Here is a 21,055-nt window from a genome sequence, read left to right on the forward strand (position 1 = left end):
GTCAGGGGCATTCGGAAACTCGAATCGCTTGACAATATACTACATATGATTATTTCATAGTGTGAAAATGTATTATATAGAATGGAGGCAATGGTGAGAGAAGCGGTTATTCTGGCGACGGCGCGAACTCCGATGGCCAAATCGTTCAAGGGCGCATTCAACAATACCGAAACGCCGACGCTGGCGGGGCTGGCGATTGCCGAAGCCGTCCGCCGCGCCCGGGTGGAGCCGGAAAAGGTCGAGGATGTCGTCATCGGCGCCGCCATCCTTCAGGGACCACAGGCGAGCACGCTCGGCAGAGCTTCGGCGATGGCGGCGGGCCTGCCGATCACGACCTGCGGCATGAGCATCGATCGCGCTTGCTCGTCGGGGTTGATGGCGATCTCCACGGCGGCCAAGCAGATTCTGCACGACGAGATGGATCTTGTCGTGGGAGCGGGTGCGGAATCGATCAGCCTCGTCCAGAACAAGCACAACAATATGCACCGCTTTTGCGACCCGACGGTCGTGGCGCGCAACCCGGCACTCTACATGAGCATGCTCGACACCGCGCAGGTGGTTGCAGATCGTTACAACATCTCGAGAGAGGCGCAGGATGCGTATGCGCTGCAAAGCCAGTCGCGGGTAGCGGCCGGGCAGGAGGCAGGTCGGTTCGATGCCGAAATCGTCCCGGTGACCGCGCAAAAAGGCAATTATGACGCCGACGGTGAACTGGTTTCGGCGGAGAGCGTGACCCTTGCGAAAGACGAATGCAACCGGCCCTCGACGACGATCGAGGCTCTTGCCGCGCTCGCACCCGTTCTCGGGCCGCACGCATCGGTGACTGCGGGCAACGCCTGCCAGTTCTCCGACGGCGCCTCGGCGCTCGTGATGATGGAGGGCAAGCGCGCGCAGCAGCAAGGGTTGGAGCCGATCGGAATGTGGCGGGGCATGGCGGTCGCCGGATGCGAGCCCGACGAAATGGGGATCGGGCCGGTCTTCGCGATCCCGAAGCTGCTCAAACGTTTCGGCCTCAAGATCGACGATATTGGTCTCTGGGAGATCAATGAAGCCTTCGCCTCGCAACTCCTTTATTGCCGGGACCGGCTCGGGATCCCCAATGACCTGCTCAATGTCGATGGAGGGGCAATCGCGGTGGGGCACCCTTACGGCATGTCGGGCGCGCGAATGGCCGGGCACGTCTTGATCGAAGGTAAACGGCGCGGCGCGAGATACGGCGTCGTCAGCATGTGCGTCGGCGGCGGGCAGGGCGCTGCCGGGCTGTTTGAAATATTCTGACCGGGCGGAGTCCGTGAACCACAAATGACCAGGAAGCCATCGGCGCGCCACAGCCGACTTGCCTGGTCTTCCAACAGGAAAGGTATGAGCATGTCCCTGTTCGACATGAGCGGAAAAGTCGCGGTAATTACCGGATCAACACGCGGAATTGGTAAGGCGATCGCCGAGGAGATGGCGGCGCACGGCGCCAGGATCGTGATCTCGAGCCGCAAGCAGGATGCATGTGACGCGGTCGCTGCCGAGCTCAACGCCAGACATGGCGAGGGGACCGCCATCGGGGTTGCCGCCAATATCTCGGCGAAGAAGGCGCTGCAGAATTTGATCGATAAAAGTCGTGAGTCCTTTGGACGGATCGACGTGCTGGTATGCAATGCAGCGTCCAATCCCTATTTCGGACCGATGGCGGGGATTACCGACGAGCAATTTCGCAAGGTGCTCGCCAACAACATCGTCGCCAATCACTGGCTGATCGCCATGGCGATGCCCGAGATGATTGCCCGCAAGGACGGGTCGATCATCATCATCTCGTCGATCGGAGGCATCCGCGGATCGACGGTGCTCGGTGCCTATTGCATCTCGAAGGCGGCCGACATGCAACTTGCGCGGAATCTTGCTTGCGAACTCGGTCGCCATAACATCCGCGTCAACTGCATCGCGCCGGGTCTCATCAAGACCGATTTCGCCAAAGCACTTTGGGACGACCCCAAGACGTTGAAGAACGCAACCGCGGGCGCGGCGCTCAAGCGCATTGGCGAGGCGCAAGAGATTGCGGGCACCGCGGTGTTTTTGGCGTCGGGCGCATCCACATTCCTGACCGGCCAGACGATCGTCGTTGATGGCGGGCAGACCATCTGACACAGGCCGCAGCAGCGACTGGGCACCTCAACGTCGACCAGTCGAAATGCCAGGATCAGCTGGCAAGGGGTGCGGTATCGCGTCGGCTATTTTGACGCCGACCTGTACGATCGAGCATCAGCAGTAACGGGAGCAGCATTGCGATCGCCGCCAGATTCGCGATCAGGCTCGGCCAGGCAAGCATCGCAAGCGGTTCGCCCCTTGCCAGACTGCCAAACAGCCCTGCGCCCAAGGCGTAGGGGATGAGCGAATAGCCCTGCAGGGCGCCCGCGACCCGGCCCTGTCGGTCGAGCGCAGAGGCGAGGCCGAACATATAGGCGTTCATCGCCATCTGGATCAGGCCGTACAATATCATGCCGACGACATAGGTTTCGACAGACTGCGCCGCGAGGATGAGCATGTAGGAAATGCCCGCGATCATCAGAACCACTACCGTCGGAATTGTCCGGCCCGGACGCGTCGCAATCCATGACACCAGCACCGAACCGATAATCGAGCATATCATGGTGAGTGACAATATGGTGCCTGTCGCCTGCGCGCTCAGCGATAACTCTGCGGCCTTTCGTTCGCAAAAGGCATAGACGCCGCCGTTGAGCGGTGCTGCGAGGGTCATAACGGCGAAAAGGAGAATCACTGGCCAGCGTTCGGCCGAAGCGGCTTCGTGCGACTGCGCCGCCGCTGCGGGGGCGCTGGTCGCCAGCCGCGCGAGCAGGGGAATGGGCGCCGCGGCGAGACCGGCCAGCACCAGGAACATCGCACCGACGCCAGCGAACTCGCGCATGGGGAGCAAACCGAACATCAGCGCCGCAAAACCTATCGACGTGACGGTATAGATATAGCCATAGACACGTTCGGGGTCCGGGGTTTGCGCGACTTTCATTGCGATGACCGCGAGCAGTCCGCCGGCGCCGACGCCGCCGAATATGCTGAGGCAGACATACTGCCAATAGGCGTCGACGGCCGCCAGGCCGAGATAGCTGAAACCGAGCATCGCAGCACAGAAAACCGCGAACGCCCGTATTGGAAGGCGCGGCAAGAACGGCGCGCTGGCCATCGAGGTCAGGGCGATCGGGACCAGGGCGCTGGCGCCGAGCCATCCGGCCTTGGCCATCGTGATGCCGATGGCATCCATGGCGCTTCCGACGATAAACGGCGACGTCATGATCGGCATGATCGCAACGAACATGCCCGCGATGAGCGGGAGCAGCTGCGGCGCTTTGGGTGTCGGCTCAACCACCGTCGGCCTTCGTTGCGGCGGCGGGCTTATCCTGCGTGTAGCGCGTGGCTAGTCGGCAGGCCCGATCAATCAGCAGCGGCGCGAGATCTTGGGCGATCGCCGTGTCGGCGCGCGTCTGGATCCAGCCGAGATAGGTCAGGCTGCGCAGCAACATGAACAGCGGCAGCCGCGCTCGCTCGCTATCGTCCAGCGCGCGGACCGATCGATAGCCCGCGAACAGGGCGTCCTCGACCGACTCGTAGAACGGCTCGTCGAGATAAGCGAACAGGATCGTTGCGATGTCGAAGAGATGCCAGCCAAAGCCTGAATCGTCGAAATCGATCGGACGCAGCATCCTTTCGTGGTGAAGCAGATTGTCGGGGATCAGGTCGGCATGGATCAGCCCGAACCGCGCGTCCTGCTCGCCCATCGCCCGCAGTTCGGCATGCGCCTTGATCCGTGTTCGCGCGAGCAGCGCCGCCTGATCATCGTCGAGCGCGGGCAATTCCCAGAAGCGCCCCCATAGCGGCTCCTCGCCCACGAGTCCGTCGGCGTCCCAGCGCAAGCGTTCGAAGCCATCCGGGCGCGTCCAGAGCGCCGCATGATCGTGGAGCCGCGCGGCCAGCACGCCGGCATCGAAACAGAATTGCCCGAACTCTTGCGGGTCCGAAACCTTTTCCGCCAGTGCGCTCACCGGCGTTCCTTCAAGCCAGGTCAGCATGTCGACAAGGCGCGGCTCAGGCAGCGCGGTATCGCAAAACGCTTCGCAGAGCGCGCCCGCGCGCATCGGCACCACCTCGGGAACTGCAATACCGGCGGCACCGAGTGCTTGCATCCACATCAGCTCCGAAAGCACTGCGGAGCCGGAATGATAACCGGGCCGGTGCACGCGCAGCGCGACCCGGACCCCATCGTCGCGGGTTGCCGAGAACACGGCATTCTCGCGATATTTCACCAGCGAAAGATCGCCGAATTCGCGCGGCCAGAGTGACAGCGCCGCGCGGGCGAAATCGAGAAACCGGGTTTCGCGTTCCGCAGTCGGCAGATCGTCAAAGCGATGGTCCATCGGCATGTCCCTCACAGCGCGCTCAACCCGTCGTCGAGTGTGGAAAGCAGCAAATCCGCCTGCTCGGTGGTGAAGACCATCGGCGGGCGCATCTTCAGCACGTTGCCGCCCGGCCCGATGCGGCTGAGCAGCACGCCTCGGTCACGCATTGCGTTGACGAGGCGGACGGTCTCCTCGGGCGCCGGCTCGCCCGTCTCACGATCGCGCACCAGTTCGACACCGAAGAACAGCCCCCGGCCGCGCACCGCGCCCAGGATCGGGTGGCGCTCGGCCAGCCGGGACAGGCCGCCACGGATATAGGCGCCGACGGTGCGCGCATTGTCGCGCAGCGCCTCCTTCTCGATGATGTCGAGTACCGCCATGCCGGCTGCCGCGGCAACGGGATTGGCTGCAAAAGTGTTAAAATAGCCGGGGCCGAAATCCTCGACCATGTCGGCGCTCGCAATCACCGCGGCCAGCGGGTAGCCATTGCCAAGCGGTTTGCCGAGCGTCACCAGGTCGGGCGTGACGGCGTAGGACTGATGGCCCCACATATGGTCGCCCGTCCGCGCCAGACCCGACTGGACTTCGTCGGCGATGAACAGCCCGCCCGCATTGCGGACGAGCCCCACCATCTTTTCGAGGAAGCCCGGCGGGACGTCGGGAAGCCCTTCGGCCGAGAAGATCGTTTCAAGCAGGATCGCCGCGACTCCATGCCCCGCCTTCTGCAGTGAGTCGATCGCGACCGCCACTGCATCGGCATAAGCTTGTGCCAGAGCGTCTGCGGACAGGCCCGGATCGGCGCGATGCAGATCGGGCACGCGGATCGCGCGCGCATGGTCGGGAAAGGGCAGGCCCGTCGGCATCGATGTGGTGAGCCGCACCAGCCCGTCCGAATTGCCGTGATAGCTGCAATCCGTAACGATGATGCCAGTGGCGCCGCTCCGCTGCCGGGCGATTCTCAATGCCAGCTCATTTGCCTCGGTGCCGGTGCAGCAGAACATGGCAGCCGACAGCGGGGCGTCGAAGGTCGCGGTCAGCCGTTCGGCGTAAGCGACGATCCCTTCGTGCAGATAGCGGCTATGGACGTTCAGCGCGGCCGCTTGCCGCGTCATCGCGTCAAGCACCTGCGGATGGCAATGGCCGACATGCGGCACATTGTTATAGACATCGAGATAGCGGCGGCCGTCAGCGTCATACACCCAAGCGCCTTCTCCGCGCACGAGGTGCACGGGCCGGTCGTAAAAGAGCGGGGAGTGACGGCCCAACACGCTGTACCTGCGTTCGATAAGGCTCTGGTCTTGCAGCATCATATTCTCTCGACAACGTCGGCTCGCACGGGCGGGCAGGAGGCGACGAGCCCGGCCGCTCGTCATTGGCTCCGCCATCTATAACGCACGGAGATATATAACAACACAATTTGTTCTATATCGTACAGAATTGCGGCATCGGAAACAGCCTAGAGGTCATTCCGACACCCCCCTTCAGGAGGCGATCGTGGCGAACGGACCTTCAAGATGCCTACAGAATGTAAGAAAAATTATGATTGCCCAATGCTGGTGTCCGTGGTTTCCGTCTCGACGACAATATGAAACATTTTATTGAATAATGTGACACCTTATGTATTTTATAGATTGACACAGCCTCAACCTGGCGTATCGTCAAGCTGCAACGGTTCAAGCGTGGGGGTGTATATGACTCAACGTCGGTTTGGTAACCTGCGACAACGGTTTGCTGTAGGAGCATCGATCGCTTCGATAGCGGCTTTGCCAGCGGCCGCGCAGCCGCAGGACGCGGCAGCCAGAGATGTGAGGGCGTACTCGGAAGAGATCGTCGTGACGGCGCGCAGGCGTGTGGAAAATGCCCAGGACGTGCCCATCTCGGCGCAGGGTTTTTCGGGGGAGGCGATTCAGAGCCGGGGAATGGACACCGCCGCCGAGCTGACGCGGCTCGTGCCGGGACTGAGCTTCGCCGGATCCTATGAGACGGTGCCCAAAATCACGATACGCGGCGTCGGGACCAACGAGTTCGCCGCCAATGTGAACCCCGCCGTCGGGCTGTATGTGGACGAGGTCTATCAGGGGCTCGCCACGGGGCAGAATTTCCAGCTCTTCGATCTTGAGCGCGTCGAGGTGCTTCGCGGACCGCAGGGTACGTTGTTCGGCAAGAACAGCACCGGCGGCGCGATCCAGTATTTTACCCGCAACCCCACGGCCGATTTCGAAGGCCGCATCGAAGCGGGCACAGGCAGTTTCGGCCTTTTCGAGACCGAGGCGATGCTGAACATTCCCGTCGATGAGGGCATCGGACTCCGCGTCAGCGGCGTGGTCCGCAAGCGCGGCGGCTATTGGAAAAACCTGTTCCTCGGTACGAAAGACGGCGATTATGATCGCTGGGGTCTTCGCGCCAAGCTACGGATCGAGCCCAGCGCCACCAGCGAGATCGTTCTGAAGGTGGCCGCAGGGGAGGCCGATGACGATCTGCGGCGCTCGCGGCAGGTTGGCACGCTGCCTTCGGGCGCCGATCTGACCGGCTATGTCGCGCCGAAGACATTCTGGCAGGGCGATTCCAACCTGCGCACCTATGACAAGCTCAAGACGCTGAACATAGCGCTGATGGGCAAGGTCGATTTCGGTGCGGTCACGCTTACGTCGGTGACGGGCTATGATCGTGTGCGGCGCAACGCGCTCGAGGATATCGATGAATCGCCTTTCGAACTGGCGCGGTCCACCTATCCGAGCTTTGGGAAATCCTTTTCACAGGAGTTGCGGCTCAGCGGCGAGGCGGGCCCCGTGCAATATGTCGTCGGCGGTTTTTACGGTCGCGAGCGGCATCGCAACGGGATCAGCGCGCGGCTATTCGAATGCTTCGCAGCCGCGACCTGCGCTGTGCCCACGGGTGCCGCCGATCTCCGCGCGATCGCGGGCGCCTTTGGCATCCCCACCGACGGCTTGCCTGACGATGTGGTTGAAGCGGTCTTTCCCGACCTTCTCAATGGCGCGCTCTCCACCTTCGCCACAGGATATGATGTCCGCTACCGGATGACCACCAACACGCTCGCGGGCTTTGCCGAGGCAACGGTGGAGCTTGGCGGCGGCGTCAACCTCACCGGCGGGCTGCGCTATACGTCGGAGAAGCGCTCGATCAACGGAACCTCGCTTGCGACGGGCGCGGCGATCCTGGGCCCCGGTTTCGGATTTGACGGGCTACCCGCAGCGATCGACAGCAAACGCTGGACCGATCTGTCGGGCCGGGTGATCCTCGACTACCGGCCCAGCGACGATGTGCTGCTCTATGCTTCGGCGAGCCGCGCCTTCCGGGCGGGCAATTATAACGGTGTGGCGTTCGGCGCGCGCGAGCTGGTGGTGCCGCCGGTCAATCCCGAAACCCTGCTGTCCTATGAGATCGGTGCAAAGACCGACCTGTTCGATCGTCGGCTCAGGCTCAACGTCGCCGCTTTCTATTCGAAGTTCGACGACAAGCAGGAATTCGTGATCCTTAACCTGCAGCCTTTCCTGCGCAACGCGACGGCAGCGCGGATATATGGCTTCGAAGCCGATCTTGCCTGGACGCCCAGCCGGCATTGGCAACTGACAAGCGGCCTGGCGCTGCTCGATGCCAAATATGGCCAATTCGTCACCGATGTCGGCGATTTCAGCGGCAACCGGCTAGTGAACGCACCCAAATTGTCGGCGAACGCATCGATCACTTACACGACGCCCGTCCGCAATAACATGGACGCGTTCATCGGCTTCGACCTTCAGCATAAATCTCGCGTCTTCTACCAGACCAACAACCTGCCGCTCGCCGGCGCCAAGTCGCACACGATCGGCAATATGCGCTTCGGCGTCAGCAGCGAGGGCAAGGGGATTTCGGTGACCGGCTATGTCAACAATCTCTTCAACACGAAGACGGTGGTCGACTCCAACGATCTGGGACCACCCTTTTTCATCACAGTGCTGACCGAGAACATGCCCCGAAGCTGGGGTCTGTCGCTCGCCTATCGTTTCTAGCGGGGAACCGCCGATCGCCGGGGAGGCGTTATGAGTACGGGTTTCGCATGGCATGAACGTATGATGTGGCATGATCCGGGCCTGGCGGTGGGTGCGGTGCCGCACAACAGCATCTTCCAGCCCGGCGAGCATTTCGAGAATGCCGAAACGAAGCGCCGGCTGAAGAATATGCTCGACGGCTATGACATCACGCCAGCGCTGGATGCGCTGTCGATCGCACCCGCGCGTGACGAGGACATTCTTCGGGTTCATACCGCAGCCTATCTTGACCGGTTGAAGGCGCTCGATCTCACTGGCGGCGATTCCGGAACCGAATTCGGCGACTCCGCACCGATCGCGCCGGGCGGGCTTGGTATTGCCCGGCTTTCGGCCGGGGCGGCGATCGCGGCGATCACGAGTGTCGCTTCGGGACGCGTGGATAATGCCTATGCGCTCTCCCGCCCGCCGGGTCATCACGCCGAGGCTGATCGCGGGCGGGGATTCTGCGTACTTGCTAATATCGCGATCGGCGTCCGTGCAGCGCAGCATCAGGGATTGGCGCGCCGTGTTGCGGTCGTCGACTGGGACGTGCACCACGGCAACGGCACCGAGGCGATCTTTTACGACGATCCCTCAGTCCTCACGATCTCGCTCCATCAGGACCGGCTCTATCCCGTCGATAGCGGCTTTGTGACCGATACCGGTGCGCCGGGCGCCGAGGGGAGCAATATTAATGTGCCGCTGCCGCCGGGTTCCAACGGAGAGACCTATGGCCATGCGATGGATCAGGTCGTGCTCCCGGCGCTCAGGCGCTTCGCGCCCGATCTGATCGTTGTGGCTTGCGGCTTCGATGCGGCGATTCTCGACCCGCTCGGACGGATGATGCTCACCTCGGCGGACTATCGCGACCTGACGGCGCAGATTCTCGATGCCGCTACGGCGCTTTGCGGCAGCCGTGTCGCGGTTGTGCACGAAGGTGGCTACTCGGCGGCGTATGTTCCCTTTTGCGGCGCAGCCGTGATCGAGACGCTGCTGGGTATGCCGCCCGGGATCGAGGATCCCTATCTACCCTTTTTCGCGCAGTTCGGGGGGCTCGAACTGAATGCACCGCAGCGCGCGGCGGTGGATGCGGCGACCGGCGCTGCGGGGCTTTCGATTGCGGAGACCGTCACATGATCCGTACACTGCATATTATGGGGTTGGCCGCTGCCGCGCTGACTGGCTTCGGCTCGCCAGGTTGGGCACAGAGTTTCCCCGAGCCGCTCGCACCCGAAACCGCGAGCGTCACGCCGCTTGCGCCTGCTGCGCCTAGCTGGGTCTGGGTCAACGACTCGGTTGCCGGGCTCGGAGGAGGGCGGGCGATGCTGTTCGACGCCGCGGAGGGGCGGATGCTCGGCATGCTCAACACGGGCATGGCTCCTTTCGCCCTCGACTTCAGCAAGGACGGGCGCCACATCGTCGCGATCGAAACTTATTTCAGCCGCGGTTCGCGCGGCGCGCGAACCGACGTCGTCGCGGTCTATGATGCGGCGACACTGACCTTCAGCCATGAAATCGAGATTCCGCCCAAGACCTATTCGGGGGTCCCCAAAAAGGCGCGCACCGCGCTGCTGGACGACGGGCGCTGGCTGGTAACGACCAACTTCACGTCGGGCCAATCGATCTCGGTGGTAGATCTCGAGAATCGGCGCTTCGTCGGCGAAACCGAGACCGCGGGATGTGTCTCCGCCTATCCCGTTGCCGAACGTCGATTCTTCATGATCTGCGGCGACGGGCAGTTGCTCGACGTGTCGCTGGATACGACAGGCAAACCGGCGTCGATGGAGCGGGCCGGGCTGCTACTCGATTTCGCCAGGGACCTCGTGTTCGAGCACGCGGTGCGCAAAGGGGCCGAATGGACGTTCGTCACCTATCGCGGGCGGATGATCAAGGTGGGGCTGGATGCAAAAGGCGCCCTCAAAGTCGGCTCGCCGGTCGCGCTCGGCGTCGTGCCGGAGGACGAGAACCAACCATTGTACGAAACGCCGGGCATCAAAGCGCATGCCATACGCTGGCAGGTCGCAGGGCTGCAGCCGATCGCGGCTTCGCTCGACCGGAACGAGCTTTATGTGCTGGCGCATCAGGGGCCGCGGCACAGCATGCAGGATCCAAGCAGCGAAGTTTTTGTCTTCGATCTCGATCGCGGCACGCCCTTGCGCCAGCTCAAACTTGCCAAGCCCGCCACCGCGATCGAGCTGACGACTGGCAGCGCGCCGATGCTTGCCGCAGCCAGCGAGGCCGCGATGTCGCTGGAGATATATGATCCCGTGACGGGCAAGCCGCTCCGTTCGATCGAAGGCGCCGGTCTCACGCCGATCCTGTTGCAGGTGGTACGCTGATATGGTCCCGCTCATCGCCTTCGCCGATCACCTGTTTTGCGCCGCGATCGCCGCAATGCTCGCCTGGGGAGCCGCCAGCCATTTGCGGCACTGGCAGCGGTTTCGCGCGCTGGTGGCCGATTATCGGCTGGTTCCCGATTTCGCGGTTCGGCCAACCGCCGGGGCGGTCGTCCTCGGCGAATGGCTGGCGGCGGCGCTGATCCTGGTGCCCGGCCCGTCGCGGGTCGTGGGGTTCGTGTTCGGCGCCACCCTTCTCACGGCGCTTGCGGTCGCGATGGCGATCAATCTGCTGCGCGGGCGGCGGTCACTGTCCTGTGGCTGCGATCTTTTCGCGGCGGATCGGCCGATCGCCTGGCCGCTCGTGCTCCGCAACCTGCTGCTGGCGACGCTTATGTTCGCCGCCGCCGGGTTGCCACGGTCAGCACTGGATCCCGGCGCCGTCGTGCTCGCCGGCAGTATCGTGCTCGCCGCGATAGTCGGGCGCGCGGCGCGGCACCGGCTTTCGATCAACGACCGTGCGATGGAATTTGTTCGATGACCGTGACCGATATCATCTTGTCGCTGTTCTTCTTCGGCCTCGCCGCTGCGTTTGTTGCGATCGCCGCGCTGGCGCGCCAAATCGGCATACTCTTCGATCGCGTCGCCCCGGCTGGCGCGCTCAGCCTGTCGGCGGGCCCGAAACTCGGTGAACCGGCGCCGGTCTTTAAGCTCGCCGCACTCGGCGGTGCTACCGTCGAGATCGGGGGCACGCGGGCCGACGGCCGCGCACAGATGATCCTGTTCGTCGGGCCCGAATGCCCGATCTGCCGCGAGCTGATCCCCGCCGCGCGCTCGCTCGCGTCGAGCGAGAAGGGTTGGCTCGACATCGTCTATGCGAGCGACGGCGGATCGATCGACGATCATATGTCTCATGCCCGCGAACAACGATTGGACATCAATGCCTATTTGCTCTCCCGCGACCTCGGTCTCGGCTATCACGTCGCGAAGGTGCCTTTCGCGGTGCTGATCGACGGAAACGGAGCGCTCAGCTCGCGCGGCCTGGTGAATAGCCGCGAGCATCTGGAAAGCCTGATCGAGGCCAAGCGGCTCGGCGTCACGTCGATGCAGGACTATCTCGCGAACAAGCAGAGAGGCGCAGCATGATCCCGACGCGACGCAATCAATATCGCCTGTCCGACTTGCCTCAGCGCGCCGTGCGATGGCTGGCGCGGACGAGTTCTCGCCGGTCTTTCCTCGGTCGACTGGGCGTAGCGCTGGTGGGCGCGGGTGCCGCGCATGTCGTGCTTCCCGTTGCGCGTGCCTCGGCGCCGGTCGCCAATCCGCAGGATCCTGGCGATCAGACGAGCTGCGACTATTGGCGTCACTGCGCCATCGACGGTTTTCTGTGCGGCTGCTGCGGCGGCACCGCAACCAGTTGTCCGCCCGGTACGATCCTGTCACCGATCACCTGGGTTGGCACCTGCCGAAACCCTGCCGACGGGCGCGATTATATCATCTCGTATAATGACTGTTGCGGCCGGCTGGGTTGCGGGCGGTGCTATTGTCACCGCAATGAGGGCGACACGCCGCCCTATCGCCCGTCCACGTCCAACGACACGCAATGGTGCGCGGGCAGTGACGCCGATATCGTTTATAATTGCTCGATCGCCGCGATCATCGGGGTGGATGGTGCTTAGGTTCTCTGGCCTGATCGTTGGTGCTGCGCTGGTCGCGGCCGCTCTGCCTGCGCCCGCGCAACCATCTGCCGCCGATGCCGGAGCGCAGGCATTTCTGAAGCGCTGCGCTTCGTGTCATGGCCGCACGGCTGCAGGCAACCCGGGCGTCTATCCGCCCTTGAGCGAGGTTGGTCGCCATGCGGGAAGCGAGGCGGGGCGCACCTATCTGGCCGCCGTCACCGCGACCGGCCTGTCGGGCCGGATCGAGGTCGGCGGCAAGGCGTATCAGGGCTATATGCCCGGCCTCCGTGCCGCGACACGGCTCGAGGAACGCGCCGCGATCCTGAACTGGCTGATCCGGCACAACAGGTCGAAGGCGCCCCTCTTCACCCCGGCGGAACTGACGCGGCGCGAGGCAGTGTTGCGTACTCCGGCGGAGGTGGGCAGGGCACGTCCCGCGAAATGATTGCCGTCGGCACCCTGCGCATGCTTGCGCCGCTGGTGCTGTGCTCCGCCGGTCCGGCGCTGGCGGAGCCGCGCACCGACTATATGCTGCATTGCCAGGGTTGCCATCTTCCCGACGGCGGCGAGACGCCGGGGAAAGTGCCGCCGCTCGCGGGCCATATCGATCGGTTCCTTTCGCGGCCGGGTGGGCGTGAGTTCATCATGCGCGTTCCGGGTGTGGCGCAATCCGGCCTGCCGGACGCGCGGATCGCGGCGCTTCTCAACTGGATCGTGCAGGAATTCGGTTCGGCCCGCCGACTTTCCGCGCCGCTGTTTACCGCTGCCGAGGTCGCACGGTATCGCCAGCAGCCGCTGACCGATCCGTTGGCGCAGAGGCGCGCGATATTGGCGCAGTCGCCTAAGCGGTGACCCCGCGCTTCAGCCCGCCGAACCGCGCGTAGAGTTCCGTGGTGGCTTCGCGGATCGGGCCGTCGGCGGTGCGCACTATCGTCTCGAGATAGGTCTCGGATGGCTCCAGCACCGCCTGATAGATGTTTCGGCAGAGCGCGAACGCCATTTCGCCGGCCCAGGCAGGCGGCAAATACTCGCGTGGCAGGCGTGGGTCGCGCAGGGCGATGCGCCGATATTCCATGATTAGAAGCGCACGAATCACGAAGGCCAGTTCGGGATCCAACACCTTACCCTTGTCGATCTGCGACCAGATCGGGCGGAAGCTGGAAAGGAAGGTCTCGTAATGCTCCTCCACCGCACCGATGTTCCACGCATCGGCAACGATGGCGCGCATCAGCTCAGGATTATCCGGCAACACCGCGCGCGCTTCCATGATCTGGATGCGTCCAACGAGTCCGACATCCTTGAACATCTGCTCCAGCGATGACAAGTCGGCGGCGGCAGTGATGAAAACATGCGGCGCGAGTTGGCCAACGCCCAGCCAGAGAAGGTCCCGGCGCAGCCCGGTATAAGTCTTTGCGTCGAGGTTTGCCCCGCCAGTCAGCACCAGCCGCCACGTCCCCGTCCAATCGCGCTCGGGCTCGTCATAGGTGCGGCGGTAATAGCTGATCGTTCCTTGCATGTGCTCGGGCGTCGGGGAATAATAGCTGAGCTTGCCGACGCGGGTAGAATGAAGCAGCCCCTCCTTGACAAGGCGCAGCGCGGTGGTGCGGGATAGATATTCGGCGATGCCAAACCGTCCGGTCATCTCGACGAGGCTGCCCAACCAGACATTGCCGCCGTGCGGCACCAGCATGTCGCCATAGATGGTCGCGATCAGGTTCCTCGGATTGATCCGCGTCGACCCCAACAACCGCTCCACACTCTTCCCCAGCGACCGTCCGCTCATATGTGATTTCTCCAACAGCGATGAATCAGATCGCAACCTGACGGTCTATCAGGCGACAATCTCTGCGCGTAAATCATGAAAACGCGTTCGAGACCCGATCGACCAAATTTTCCAATGCACACGGGGAACTCGCCGCCTTGATCCTTCAGCACCATTCTAATATATTACATTTGAATATCAGTACACCAGAGAATATGTTGCACAACTGAAATTTGCTTCCCAATCCCGATGGGCGGCTGCCCAACCGCAGAGGAGAGAGAGATGATCAGATGGTCCGCATATATGATGATTGCGATTGGCATCCTGCATATGCTCGTTTTGGGATATGACGCGCTGCCGGTGATCCGCGGCTGGGCGCAGTTCGACCTCTGGACGATGACGCACACGACGACGCCGCCCGCCGATCGTCCGTTCGAGATTGTGGTGAGCACCGATTCCTTCTGGGCAACCATCGGCGGCTTCGCAATCCCGTTCATCGTGTTCGGCGCGTTGCTGCTGTGGCTGGACCGGCGCGGCTATCCGCTGCCGTCCTTTGTCGGCTGGTGTCTCGGCGGATGGGCGCTGGTCAATAGCCTGATCATGCAGCCTTCGGGGTTTCCGCTGCTGATCATCGTTGCGGCTCTGCTGGTCATCGGTGCGCGTCGCCAGCGTCGAGCGGGACAAGAGCCCCGGCGACAATCGACCTGAGTAGCGGGATCTTCGTCGATGGCGGCGTGCCAGTAGAGATTGAGGTCCACCGGCGCCGCTTCCATCGGAAATTCTCGAGCTTCCACGTTCAAACCGCCGATCAGCGCGTTTGCGTGGCGCTCGGGAATGGTCAACAGCATCGCCGTGCGCGGGCGGCGCGGCAGGCGGCGAGGTGGCTTTGACAGCGAAGCACAACGCGTCGCGCGAGACCGCGACGATTGAGTTCGAAATCCTCGAGAGTGAGTCCCCGGCGTCGCGAAGACACGACGATATGAGCCTCCGCCAGATAGGCGTCGATTGTCAGGCCATTCCGGGGCGCCGGGGCCATTTGATCAGATAAATCAAAAATTCAGATGACAGGATAAAATTTGTAGTATATTTCTCTGCTTCTGCCCCAAGAGGCAGTCGTCGAGGTAGAGGAATTGCTGGATGGAGGGCCCGGACGGCGGAATGCTCCCCGCTCAAGCGGAAGTGCGTGTGGAAATGGCGCGGATTGCGCGCGAGGGGGCGATTCCCGATTATCTGCTTCTGGCGGAACGTTGGGCTCCCGGCCGGCCGTTGCTTTCCGAAGGGCCGTTACGGCTGACCTACGGCGACGGGTGCCGGCTTGTGTACGCGCTTGCGTCATCACTGGTCGAAGCAGGCATGAAAAAGGGCGACCGCGTTTTCCTTTGCATGCCGAATGATGCCGTGTTCCCGCTTCTGTGTAACGCCGTCTGGGTGGCCGGAGGCGCGGTCGTTGTTGCGAGTCCGCTCGATCCAGAATCGGTACTTGCGTTCAAGCTGGGCGATTGCACGCCGCGCATGATCTATACGCAGGACGATCCTGTGCTGGTTGCCAAGTTGACGGCCGCTAACGTCTCCGGCGTACAGCTGCGGCTTGTTTCGCCTTCGAACCCGCTGGGTGTAATGGAGGGCTGGCCCGATGCCGCGGGCGGGACGTCACTGCCGACCCTCGATCCCGCGGATATGGCGATCCTGCAATATACGGGCGGGACGACGGGCACGCCAAAGGCGGTGATTCTCGATCATCGCAACATCACCGCCAGCGTCGCCCAGTCGCACGGCGCACTCGATTTCGACTATGGCGACGAGCGTGCGTTCGCGGCAGCGCCCTTTTCGCACATTGCCGGGCTCAACATTCTTATCCTGGCCTGCTCGGTTGCTGCAGAACTGACAATTATCAACCGTTTCGATCCCGAAACGGCGGTGCACATGATCACGGGCAAGCGGCTGAGCTATGTGCTCGGCGTGCCGACGATGTTCAACGCGATGCTCAGAAATGGGTTGGGCAATCGCGCGGATTGGGTCGGCTGCAAATATTTCATCTCCGGCGGCGCGCCAATTCCCGAGGAGATGGCTGCGCAGTTTCATGCCGCGACCGGCCACAGGCTGCGTCCTGCCTATGGGCTGTCAGAAACGTCGCCCGGCGTGTCGCTGGTCCCCGGCGATATGTCGCCTCCGCCTGGCTGCGCCGGGCTTCCGCTTCAGGATACCGAGATCTCGATCCGCGCGCTCGACGATCCCGCGATCCCCGTCGCGCCAGGCGATCGGGGAGAAATTTGCGTGCGCGGCCCACAGGTGATGCGCGGCTACTGGGGTGAGCGCGAGGAGAATGTCAGCGTTTTCGTCGAAGGCGGGTGGCTGCGAACCGGCGATATCGGCTGGATCGATGCGAATGGCTATCTCTTTGTGGTCGACCGGTTGAAGGACATCATCATAGCCAGCGGGCATAATGTCTATCCAGCCCAGGTGGAGGAGGCAATCTATGCGCATCCCGCGATCGCGGAAGTGGCCGTTGTTGGCGCGCCCCACGATTATCGCGGGGAGACGGTGCGCGTGGTGGCGGTGCTGAAGCCGGGCGCTGCGCTCGATCTTGCCGAACTGCAACATTTTCTGAGCGACCGGCTTTCACCGATCGAGATGCCGCGATTGCTCGACATCGTCGCCGAGCTGCCCAAATCACCCGCGGGCAAGATCCTTCGGCGCGCGCTTCGCGATACGGCCGGCACGCCCACAATAGCCTGAATTTTCCGCTTCGAACACGGGCTTGCGGACCTCTCCCGCATGACGACTGGCCGGGCTGTTGAGCCCGGCCCCTTTTCGAAATCCAGCATTGATATATGAAACAAATCTTGTAGTATAAAATATGATATTGATTCATATCATATCGAGAATGGAAACTGGAATGCCCAACCAATCCGTCACGCTGCTAGCCACTATGGAGGCGAGGCCCGATTGCGCCGATAAGATGTGCGCGGCATTGACCGATGCGCGCGCCGCCAGCCGGGCAGAGGATGGCTGCGTAATTTACGAACTGATGGTCGATGGCACCCACCATAATTTCCTCGTCTTCGAGCGGTGGCGCGACAAGGCCGCCTTTAGGGCCCACCAGTCATCCGCGCATTTGGCGGAGACTGCGCAGCGGCTCGAGCCACTGCTCGCGCGGCCGCCCGAATTCGTGCCCTGGCGTATGGTGAGCTGAGCGGCGAGACGTCGAGAGGATCCTTTGAGCGGGAGGTGGCCATGGCCGAAATCATCTTGGACAATATGCAACGGGTATTGGAGGCGCAGCGCGCCGCCTTCATGGGCGAGTTGCCGGTCGGCATCGCTGGCCGCAAGGATCGGCTGAATCGCTGCATCCGCATGCTCGCCGAAAACAGTGCGCGCTTTTCCGCCGCGCTGACCGACGATTTCGGGCATCGCAGCGACGACGTGAATCTGCTTTTCGACGTCGCGGCCTCGATCCGTCAGCTTAAGCATGCCATCAAGCATGTCGACCGTTGGTCGCGCAAAGAGCCGCGCAAGCTGGATTTCCCGCTGGGGCTTCTCGGCGGGCGCGGCTGGGTCGAGTATCAGCCCAAGGGCGTGGTCGGCGTGATCGCGCCATGGAACTTTCCGGTCTCGCTCACCATCGGGCCGATCTCGGGCGGCTTTGCTGCGGGCAATCGGGTGATGGTCAAATCCTCCGAATACACGCCCGGGGTGGCCGCTCTGTTCGCGGAGTTGGCGCCGCTCTATTTCGATCCTCGCGAGCTGGCTTTTTTCAGTGGCGGACCCGAGGTTGGCCAGCGCTTTTCGGCGCTTCCCTTCGACCATCTGATCTTCACCGGTGCAACGCCGGTCGGGCGGCACATCCTGCACGCGGCCGCGGACAATTTGACCCCGGTGACGCTCGAACTCGGCGGCAAATCCCCCACGATCGTGGGGCGCAGCGCCGATATCCGGCAAGCGGCCGAACGGATTGCGATCGGCAAGCTGCTCAATGCCGGGCAAATCTGCCTCGCCCCCGATTATCTGCTGGTGCCTGAAGAGCAGGCAGATACGGTGGTCGGGGCGATCAGCCGTGCCGCCGCGGAGCTCTATCCCTCGGTGATCGCTAATGCCGACTATACGGCGCTGATCAACGACCGTCATCGTGTGCGACTTGAAGCCTATCTCGAGGATGCACGCGACAAGGGGGCGGCAGTGATCGCGATCAACCCGGCGTCTGAGGACTTCGCTGCGTCCAACGGGCGGAAAATGCCGCTTCATATCGTCCGGAATGTAAATGATGATATGGCGCTCATGCGGGAGGAGATTTTCGGCCCGATCCTGCCCGTGATGACCTATAGCCGGATCGAAGACGCCATCGGCTATGTGAACCGGCGCGATCGCCCGCTCGGCCTCTATTATTTCGGCAATGATCCGGCGGAGCAGCGCCTCATTCTCGAACGGACTATTTCGGGCGGGGTGACGATCAACGACGTCTTGTTCCATGCGGCGATGGAGGAGATGCCTTTTGGCGGGATCGGCGCGTCGGGCATGGGTAGTTATCACGGCTTCGACGGCTTCAAGACCTTCAGCCATGCCAAGAGCATTTACCGCCAGCCCAAAATCGATTTCGCAAAGCTCGCGGGTTTTAAACCGCCCTATGGTGCGGCGACGCGCAAGGCGATCGCCCGCGAACTGAAAATGTGACCGCAGCGTTCGCGATGGCGAAGGAGCGCACGATGTTTCGATCGTGCAGCCTGTGCGAAGCAAATTGCGGGCTTGCCTTCACTTTCCGCGACAATGTGCTGACCAGTATCCGCGCCGATGAACAGGATGTGTTCAGCCGCGGCCATATCTGCCCCAAGGGTGTCTCGATCCTCGATCTCCAGAATGATCCCGATCGGCTGAGTCAGCCGCTCCGGCGTGACGGAACCGGCTGGGTGCCGGTTGGCTGGGACGAAGCGGCCTCAGCCGTCGGGGCCCGGTTGGCGTCGATCATCCGCGCCCATGGCCCCGACGCGGTCGCCTTTTATTCGGGCAATCCCAGTGCGCACGCGATCGATTTCGCGGCGCACGGCGCGGCGCTCAAGCGCGCGGTTGGGACGCGCAGCCTCTTTTCCGCCAATTCGGTGGACGCCAATCCGCATCTGCTCGTGTCGCTTCTCATGTTCGGGCATCAGCTGCTGTTGCCTCTCCCCGATCTGGACCGGACGCGCACTCTTCTGATCCTTGGCGCTAATCCGGTGGTTTCGAATGGCAGCATCATGGGGGCGCCGGGATTTCGCGGTCGGATCAAGGATCTGCGCGCGCGCGGCGGCCAGATGATCGTGATCGATCCGCGTCGAACCGAAACGGCGAAGATCGCCGACGCGCATATTTTCGTGCGGCCGGGCACCGACGCGGCGCTGCTCGCGGCATTGCTTCTGATCATGAAGCGCGAAGGGCTGGCCGATCCCGGTCCGGTTGCGCCGCTGCTCTCCGGTTGGGAAGCTGCGTGGGCAGCCATCGACGAACTGCCGTTCGACCGGCTGATCGATTTCTGCGGGGTGGACCAAGGCATGTTGGAAAGTCTCGCCAGACGTCTGATCGAAGGGCCAGCGGTCGCCTATGGCCGCATTGGCCTTTCGATCCAGCCCTTCGCGACCCTGTCGATCTGGCTGCTCGCCCTTCTCAACATCGCGCTTGGCTCGCTCGACCGCCCCGGCGGGGCCATGTTCGCCGAGCCCGCCTTCGACGCGCTGGCTGCAGGGGCGCGGCCGGCCAGCTACGCATCCTATCGGAGCCGTGTATCGGGTTATCCTGAATTCGGCGGCGAGTTGCCCGTCGCGGCGCTGGCCGAAGAAATCCTGACGCCCGGGCCGGGCCGAATTCGCGCTCTCGTCACGCTTGCGGGTAATCCCGTGCTGTCGACCCCGAACGGGCGGTTGCTCGAACGCGCGCTTGCGAAACTGGATTTCATGGCGTCGTTCGACGTGCATTTGAACGAGACGACGCGCTTCGCCGACTTTGTGCTTCCTTCTCCGCGTCCGCTGGCCGTACCCAATTATGATATCAGCCTCAACTTTGCGGTGCGTAACATTGCGCGCGTCCAACCCGCACTGGTGCCGCTTGAGCAGGGCGAGCAGCATGACTGGATAACCCTCGAAGCGATCCGGCAAAGCCTGGCCGCGGAATTGAATCGCGAGCACCGACCGCTCGCCGCCCCGATGGACATCCTCGATCTGCGGCTTCAGGCCAGCCCATGGCAGCTAAGTGTTGCGGAACTCGAACGTCACCCGCATGGCCTGGATCTGGGTCCTTTACGACCCTGCCTTGCGGATCGATTGCGCACCTCCGATCGCAAGATCCACTGCGCACCGCCTTTGTTGATCGCCGATCTGGAGCGGCTAAAGGCTGAAATCGCTGCACCCTGTTTGCCGGGCCTCCGGATCATCGGCAGACGGGAGGCGCGTGGAAACAATTCCTGGATGCACAATGTGCCGCGCCTCGCGGGCGGCAAGGATCGGTGTGTGCTCTTCGTCCATCCCGCTGATCTCGCGGCGCATGGCCTGCGTGACGGGGATCGGGCCGAACTCGGCGGCGCGGCCGGGTCGATCGCTATCATTGTCCGGCAGAGCGAAGACATGATGCCCGGTGTCGTTTGCATGCCCCATGGCTGGGGCCATGATCGGCCGGGCGTGTCGCTGCACACCGCCGCCATCGAACCTGGAGCCAGTCTCAACGACATCCTCGCGCATGACCGGATCGACGCGCTCTCGGGCAATGCCGCGCCCAACGGAAGCCCGGTCACATTGCGCAAAATGGAGGATCGGGCCTTAACATAGTACAAAACTAGTAGTCTTGTAATTCATATTGTTGTATATGTGATCGACGGCAAGTGGCCGTGCAAAGG

Annotated in this window: 19 protein-coding genes; 15 read left to right on the forward strand and 4 right to left on the reverse strand. The window is 62.8% G+C overall.

Going from position 1 to position 21,055, the window contains the following annotated elements; all coding sequences use genetic code 11:
• Positions 1–93: 93 nt before the first annotated feature.
• The gene (locus tag ACREBX_RS16920) at positions 94–1,278 is read left to right on the forward strand and encodes an acetyl-CoA C-acyltransferase (protein ID WP_431562907.1); all 1,185 of its coding nucleotides are present in this window, start codon (positions 94–96) and stop codon (positions 1,276–1,278) included.
• A 90-nt stretch (positions 1,279–1,368) separates the two neighbouring features.
• Entirely contained in the window at positions 1,369–2,133 is a 765-nt protein-coding gene (locus tag ACREBX_RS16925) for an SDR family NAD(P)-dependent oxidoreductase (protein ID WP_431562908.1), read from the forward strand.
• A gap of 55 nt (positions 2,134–2,188) precedes the next feature.
• On the opposite strand, the gene ACREBX_RS16930 is transcribed toward ACREBX_RS16925, so the two are convergent.
• The 3 genes from ACREBX_RS16930 to ACREBX_RS16940 are packed head-to-tail and all read right to left on the reverse strand — an operon-like array spanning position 2,189 to position 5,707.
• Positions 2,189–3,370 carry an MFS transporter gene (locus tag ACREBX_RS16930; protein WP_431562909.1) on the reverse strand — a complete coding sequence of 394 codons (1,182 nt, stop codon included), beginning with the start codon at positions 3,368–3,370 and terminating at the stop codon, positions 2,189–2,191.
• Positions 3,363–4,415 carry a phosphotransferase enzyme family protein gene (locus tag ACREBX_RS16935; protein WP_431562910.1) on the reverse strand — a complete coding sequence of 351 codons (1,053 nt, stop codon included), beginning with the start codon at positions 4,413–4,415 and terminating at the stop codon, positions 3,363–3,365. The genes ACREBX_RS16930 and ACREBX_RS16935 overlap by 8 nt, the downstream gene beginning before the upstream one ends.
• A gap of 11 nt (positions 4,416–4,426) precedes the next feature.
• Complete coding sequence (locus ACREBX_RS16940; RefSeq protein WP_431562911.1) at positions 4,427–5,707, reverse strand: aspartate aminotransferase family protein; 1,281 nt, start codon at positions 5,705–5,707, stop codon at positions 4,427–4,429.
• Positions 5,708–6,229: 522 nt separating this feature from the next.
• Here ACREBX_RS16940 and ACREBX_RS16945 point away from each other — a divergent pair.
• Genes ACREBX_RS16945 through ACREBX_RS16980 form a run of 8 tightly spaced genes read left to right on the forward strand, consistent with a single transcriptional unit; the run spans position 6,230 to position 13,292 of the window.
• Complete coding sequence (locus ACREBX_RS16945; protein WP_431562912.1) at positions 6,230–8,407, forward strand: TonB-dependent receptor; 2,178 nt, start codon at positions 6,230–6,232, stop codon at positions 8,405–8,407.
• Between the two features lie 30 nt (positions 8,408–8,437).
• Positions 8,438–9,562, forward strand: a complete 1,125-nt coding sequence (locus tag ACREBX_RS16950; RefSeq protein ID WP_431562913.1) for a class II histone deacetylase — start codon at positions 8,438–8,440, stop codon at positions 9,560–9,562.
• On the forward strand, positions 9,559–10,764 hold the full coding sequence (locus ACREBX_RS16955) for an amine dehydrogenase large subunit (protein WP_431562914.1): 1,206 nt from the start codon (positions 9,559–9,561) through the stop codon (positions 10,762–10,764). The genes ACREBX_RS16950 and ACREBX_RS16955 overlap by 4 nt, the downstream gene beginning before the upstream one ends.
• Before the next feature lies 1 nt (position 10,765).
• Positions 10,766–11,302 (forward strand): MauE/DoxX family redox-associated membrane protein, encoded by a 537-nt coding sequence (locus ACREBX_RS16960; protein ID WP_431562915.1) that lies wholly within the window; start codon positions 10,766–10,768, stop codon positions 11,300–11,302.
• Positions 11,299–11,907 carry a methylamine dehydrogenase gene (locus tag ACREBX_RS16965; RefSeq protein ID WP_431562916.1) on the forward strand — a complete coding sequence of 203 codons (609 nt, stop codon included), beginning with the start codon at positions 11,299–11,301 and terminating at the stop codon, positions 11,905–11,907. The genes ACREBX_RS16960 and ACREBX_RS16965 overlap by 4 nt, the downstream gene beginning before the upstream one ends.
• On the forward strand, positions 11,904–12,440 hold the full coding sequence (locus tag ACREBX_RS16970) for a methylamine dehydrogenase light chain (protein ID WP_431562917.1): 537 nt from the start codon (positions 11,904–11,906) through the stop codon (positions 12,438–12,440). Before ACREBX_RS16965 ends, ACREBX_RS16970 begins: the two co-directional genes overlap by 4 nt.
• Positions 12,430–12,885 (forward strand): c-type cytochrome, encoded by a 456-nt coding sequence (locus tag ACREBX_RS16975; RefSeq protein ID WP_431562918.1) that lies wholly within the window; start codon positions 12,430–12,432, stop codon positions 12,883–12,885. The genes ACREBX_RS16970 and ACREBX_RS16975 overlap by 11 nt, the downstream gene beginning before the upstream one ends.
• A complete protein-coding gene (locus ACREBX_RS16980; RefSeq protein ID WP_431562919.1) occupies positions 12,882–13,292 on the forward strand; it encodes a c-type cytochrome in 411 nt (136 codons plus the stop codon). Before ACREBX_RS16975 ends, ACREBX_RS16980 begins: the two co-directional genes overlap by 4 nt.
• On the opposite strand, the gene ACREBX_RS16985 is transcribed toward ACREBX_RS16980, so the two are convergent.
• The gene (locus ACREBX_RS16985) at positions 13,282–14,223 is read right to left on the reverse strand and encodes a PaaX family transcriptional regulator (protein ID WP_431562920.1); all 942 of its coding nucleotides are present in this window, start codon (positions 14,221–14,223) and stop codon (positions 13,282–13,284) included. The two genes, ACREBX_RS16980 and ACREBX_RS16985, sit on opposite strands and share 11 nt — an antisense overlap.
• Before the next feature lie 261 nt (positions 14,224–14,484).
• Here ACREBX_RS16985 and ACREBX_RS16990 point away from each other — a divergent pair, with 261 nt between their 5' ends.
• From ACREBX_RS16990 to ACREBX_RS17010, 5 genes are all read left to right on the forward strand, one after another.
• A complete protein-coding gene (locus tag ACREBX_RS16990) occupies positions 14,485–14,910 on the forward strand; it encodes a DUF6463 family protein (RefSeq protein ID WP_431562921.1) in 426 nt (141 codons plus the stop codon).
• Between the two features lie 429 nt (positions 14,911–15,339).
• The gene (locus ACREBX_RS16995; protein ID WP_431562922.1) at positions 15,340–16,938 is read left to right on the forward strand and encodes an AMP-binding protein; all 1,599 of its coding nucleotides are present in this window, start codon (positions 15,340–15,342) and stop codon (positions 16,936–16,938) included.
• A gap of 160 nt (positions 16,939–17,098) precedes the next feature.
• Positions 17,099–17,395: a putative quinol monooxygenase gene (locus ACREBX_RS17000; protein WP_431562923.1), complete on the forward strand. Its 297-nt coding sequence runs from the start codon at positions 17,099–17,101 to the stop codon at positions 17,393–17,395.
• 41 nt (positions 17,396–17,436) lie between these two features.
• Positions 17,437–18,870, forward strand: coding sequence for a coniferyl aldehyde dehydrogenase (locus ACREBX_RS17005; RefSeq protein ID WP_431562924.1), 1,434 nt, complete (start codon positions 17,437–17,439; stop codon positions 18,868–18,870).
• A 32-nt stretch (positions 18,871–18,902) separates the two neighbouring features.
• Positions 18,903–20,987, forward strand: a complete 2,085-nt coding sequence (locus tag ACREBX_RS17010; RefSeq protein ID WP_431562965.1) for a molybdopterin-dependent oxidoreductase — start codon at positions 18,903–18,905, stop codon at positions 20,985–20,987.
• Positions 20,988–21,055: the final 68 nt, after the last annotated feature.

Source organism: Sphingopyxis sp., assembly GCF_050725655.1.
Taxonomy (GTDB): domain Bacteria; phylum Pseudomonadota; class Alphaproteobacteria; order Sphingomonadales; family Sphingomonadaceae; genus Sphingopyxis.

Coding starts and splice junctions, on each gene's coding strand:
- ACREBX_RS16925 (WP_431562908.1), top strand. CDS start 1,369: ATGTCCCTGTTCGACATGAGCGGAAAAGTCGCGGTAATTACCGGATCA.
- ACREBX_RS16935 (WP_431562910.1), bottom strand. CDS start 4,415: ATGGACCATCGCTTTGACGATCTGCCGACTGCGGAACGCGAAACCCGG.
- ACREBX_RS16940 (WP_431562911.1), bottom strand. CDS start 5,707: ATGATGCTGCAAGACCAGAGCCTTATCGAACGCAGGTACAGCGTGTTG.
- ACREBX_RS16950 (WP_431562913.1), top strand. CDS start 8,438: ATGAGTACGGGTTTCGCATGGCATGAACGTATGATGTGGCATGATCCG.
- ACREBX_RS16955 (WP_431562914.1), top strand. CDS start 9,559: ATGATCCGTACACTGCATATTATGGGGTTGGCCGCTGCCGCGCTGACT.
- ACREBX_RS16960 (WP_431562915.1), top strand. CDS start 10,766: ATGGTCCCGCTCATCGCCTTCGCCGATCACCTGTTTTGCGCCGCGATC.
- ACREBX_RS16965 (WP_431562916.1), top strand. CDS start 11,299: ATGACCGTGACCGATATCATCTTGTCGCTGTTCTTCTTCGGCCTCGCC.
- ACREBX_RS16970 (WP_431562917.1), top strand. CDS start 11,904: ATGATCCCGACGCGACGCAATCAATATCGCCTGTCCGACTTGCCTCAG.
- ACREBX_RS16975 (WP_431562918.1), top strand. CDS start 12,430: ATGGTGCTTAGGTTCTCTGGCCTGATCGTTGGTGCTGCGCTGGTCGCG.
- ACREBX_RS16980 (WP_431562919.1), top strand. CDS start 12,882: ATGATTGCCGTCGGCACCCTGCGCATGCTTGCGCCGCTGGTGCTGTGC.
- ACREBX_RS16985 (WP_431562920.1), bottom strand. CDS start 14,223: ATGAGCGGACGGTCGCTGGGGAAGAGTGTGGAGCGGTTGTTGGGGTCG.
- ACREBX_RS16990 (WP_431562921.1), top strand. CDS start 14,485: ATGATCAGATGGTCCGCATATATGATGATTGCGATTGGCATCCTGCAT.
- ACREBX_RS16995 (WP_431562922.1), top strand. CDS start 15,340: ATGGAGGGCCCGGACGGCGGAATGCTCCCCGCTCAAGCGGAAGTGCGT.
- ACREBX_RS17000 (WP_431562923.1), top strand. CDS start 17,099: ATGCCCAACCAATCCGTCACGCTGCTAGCCACTATGGAGGCGAGGCCC.
- ACREBX_RS17005 (WP_431562924.1), top strand. CDS start 17,437: ATGGCCGAAATCATCTTGGACAATATGCAACGGGTATTGGAGGCGCAG.
- ACREBX_RS17010 (WP_431562965.1), top strand. CDS start 18,903: ATGTTTCGATCGTGCAGCCTGTGCGAAGCAAATTGCGGGCTTGCCTTC.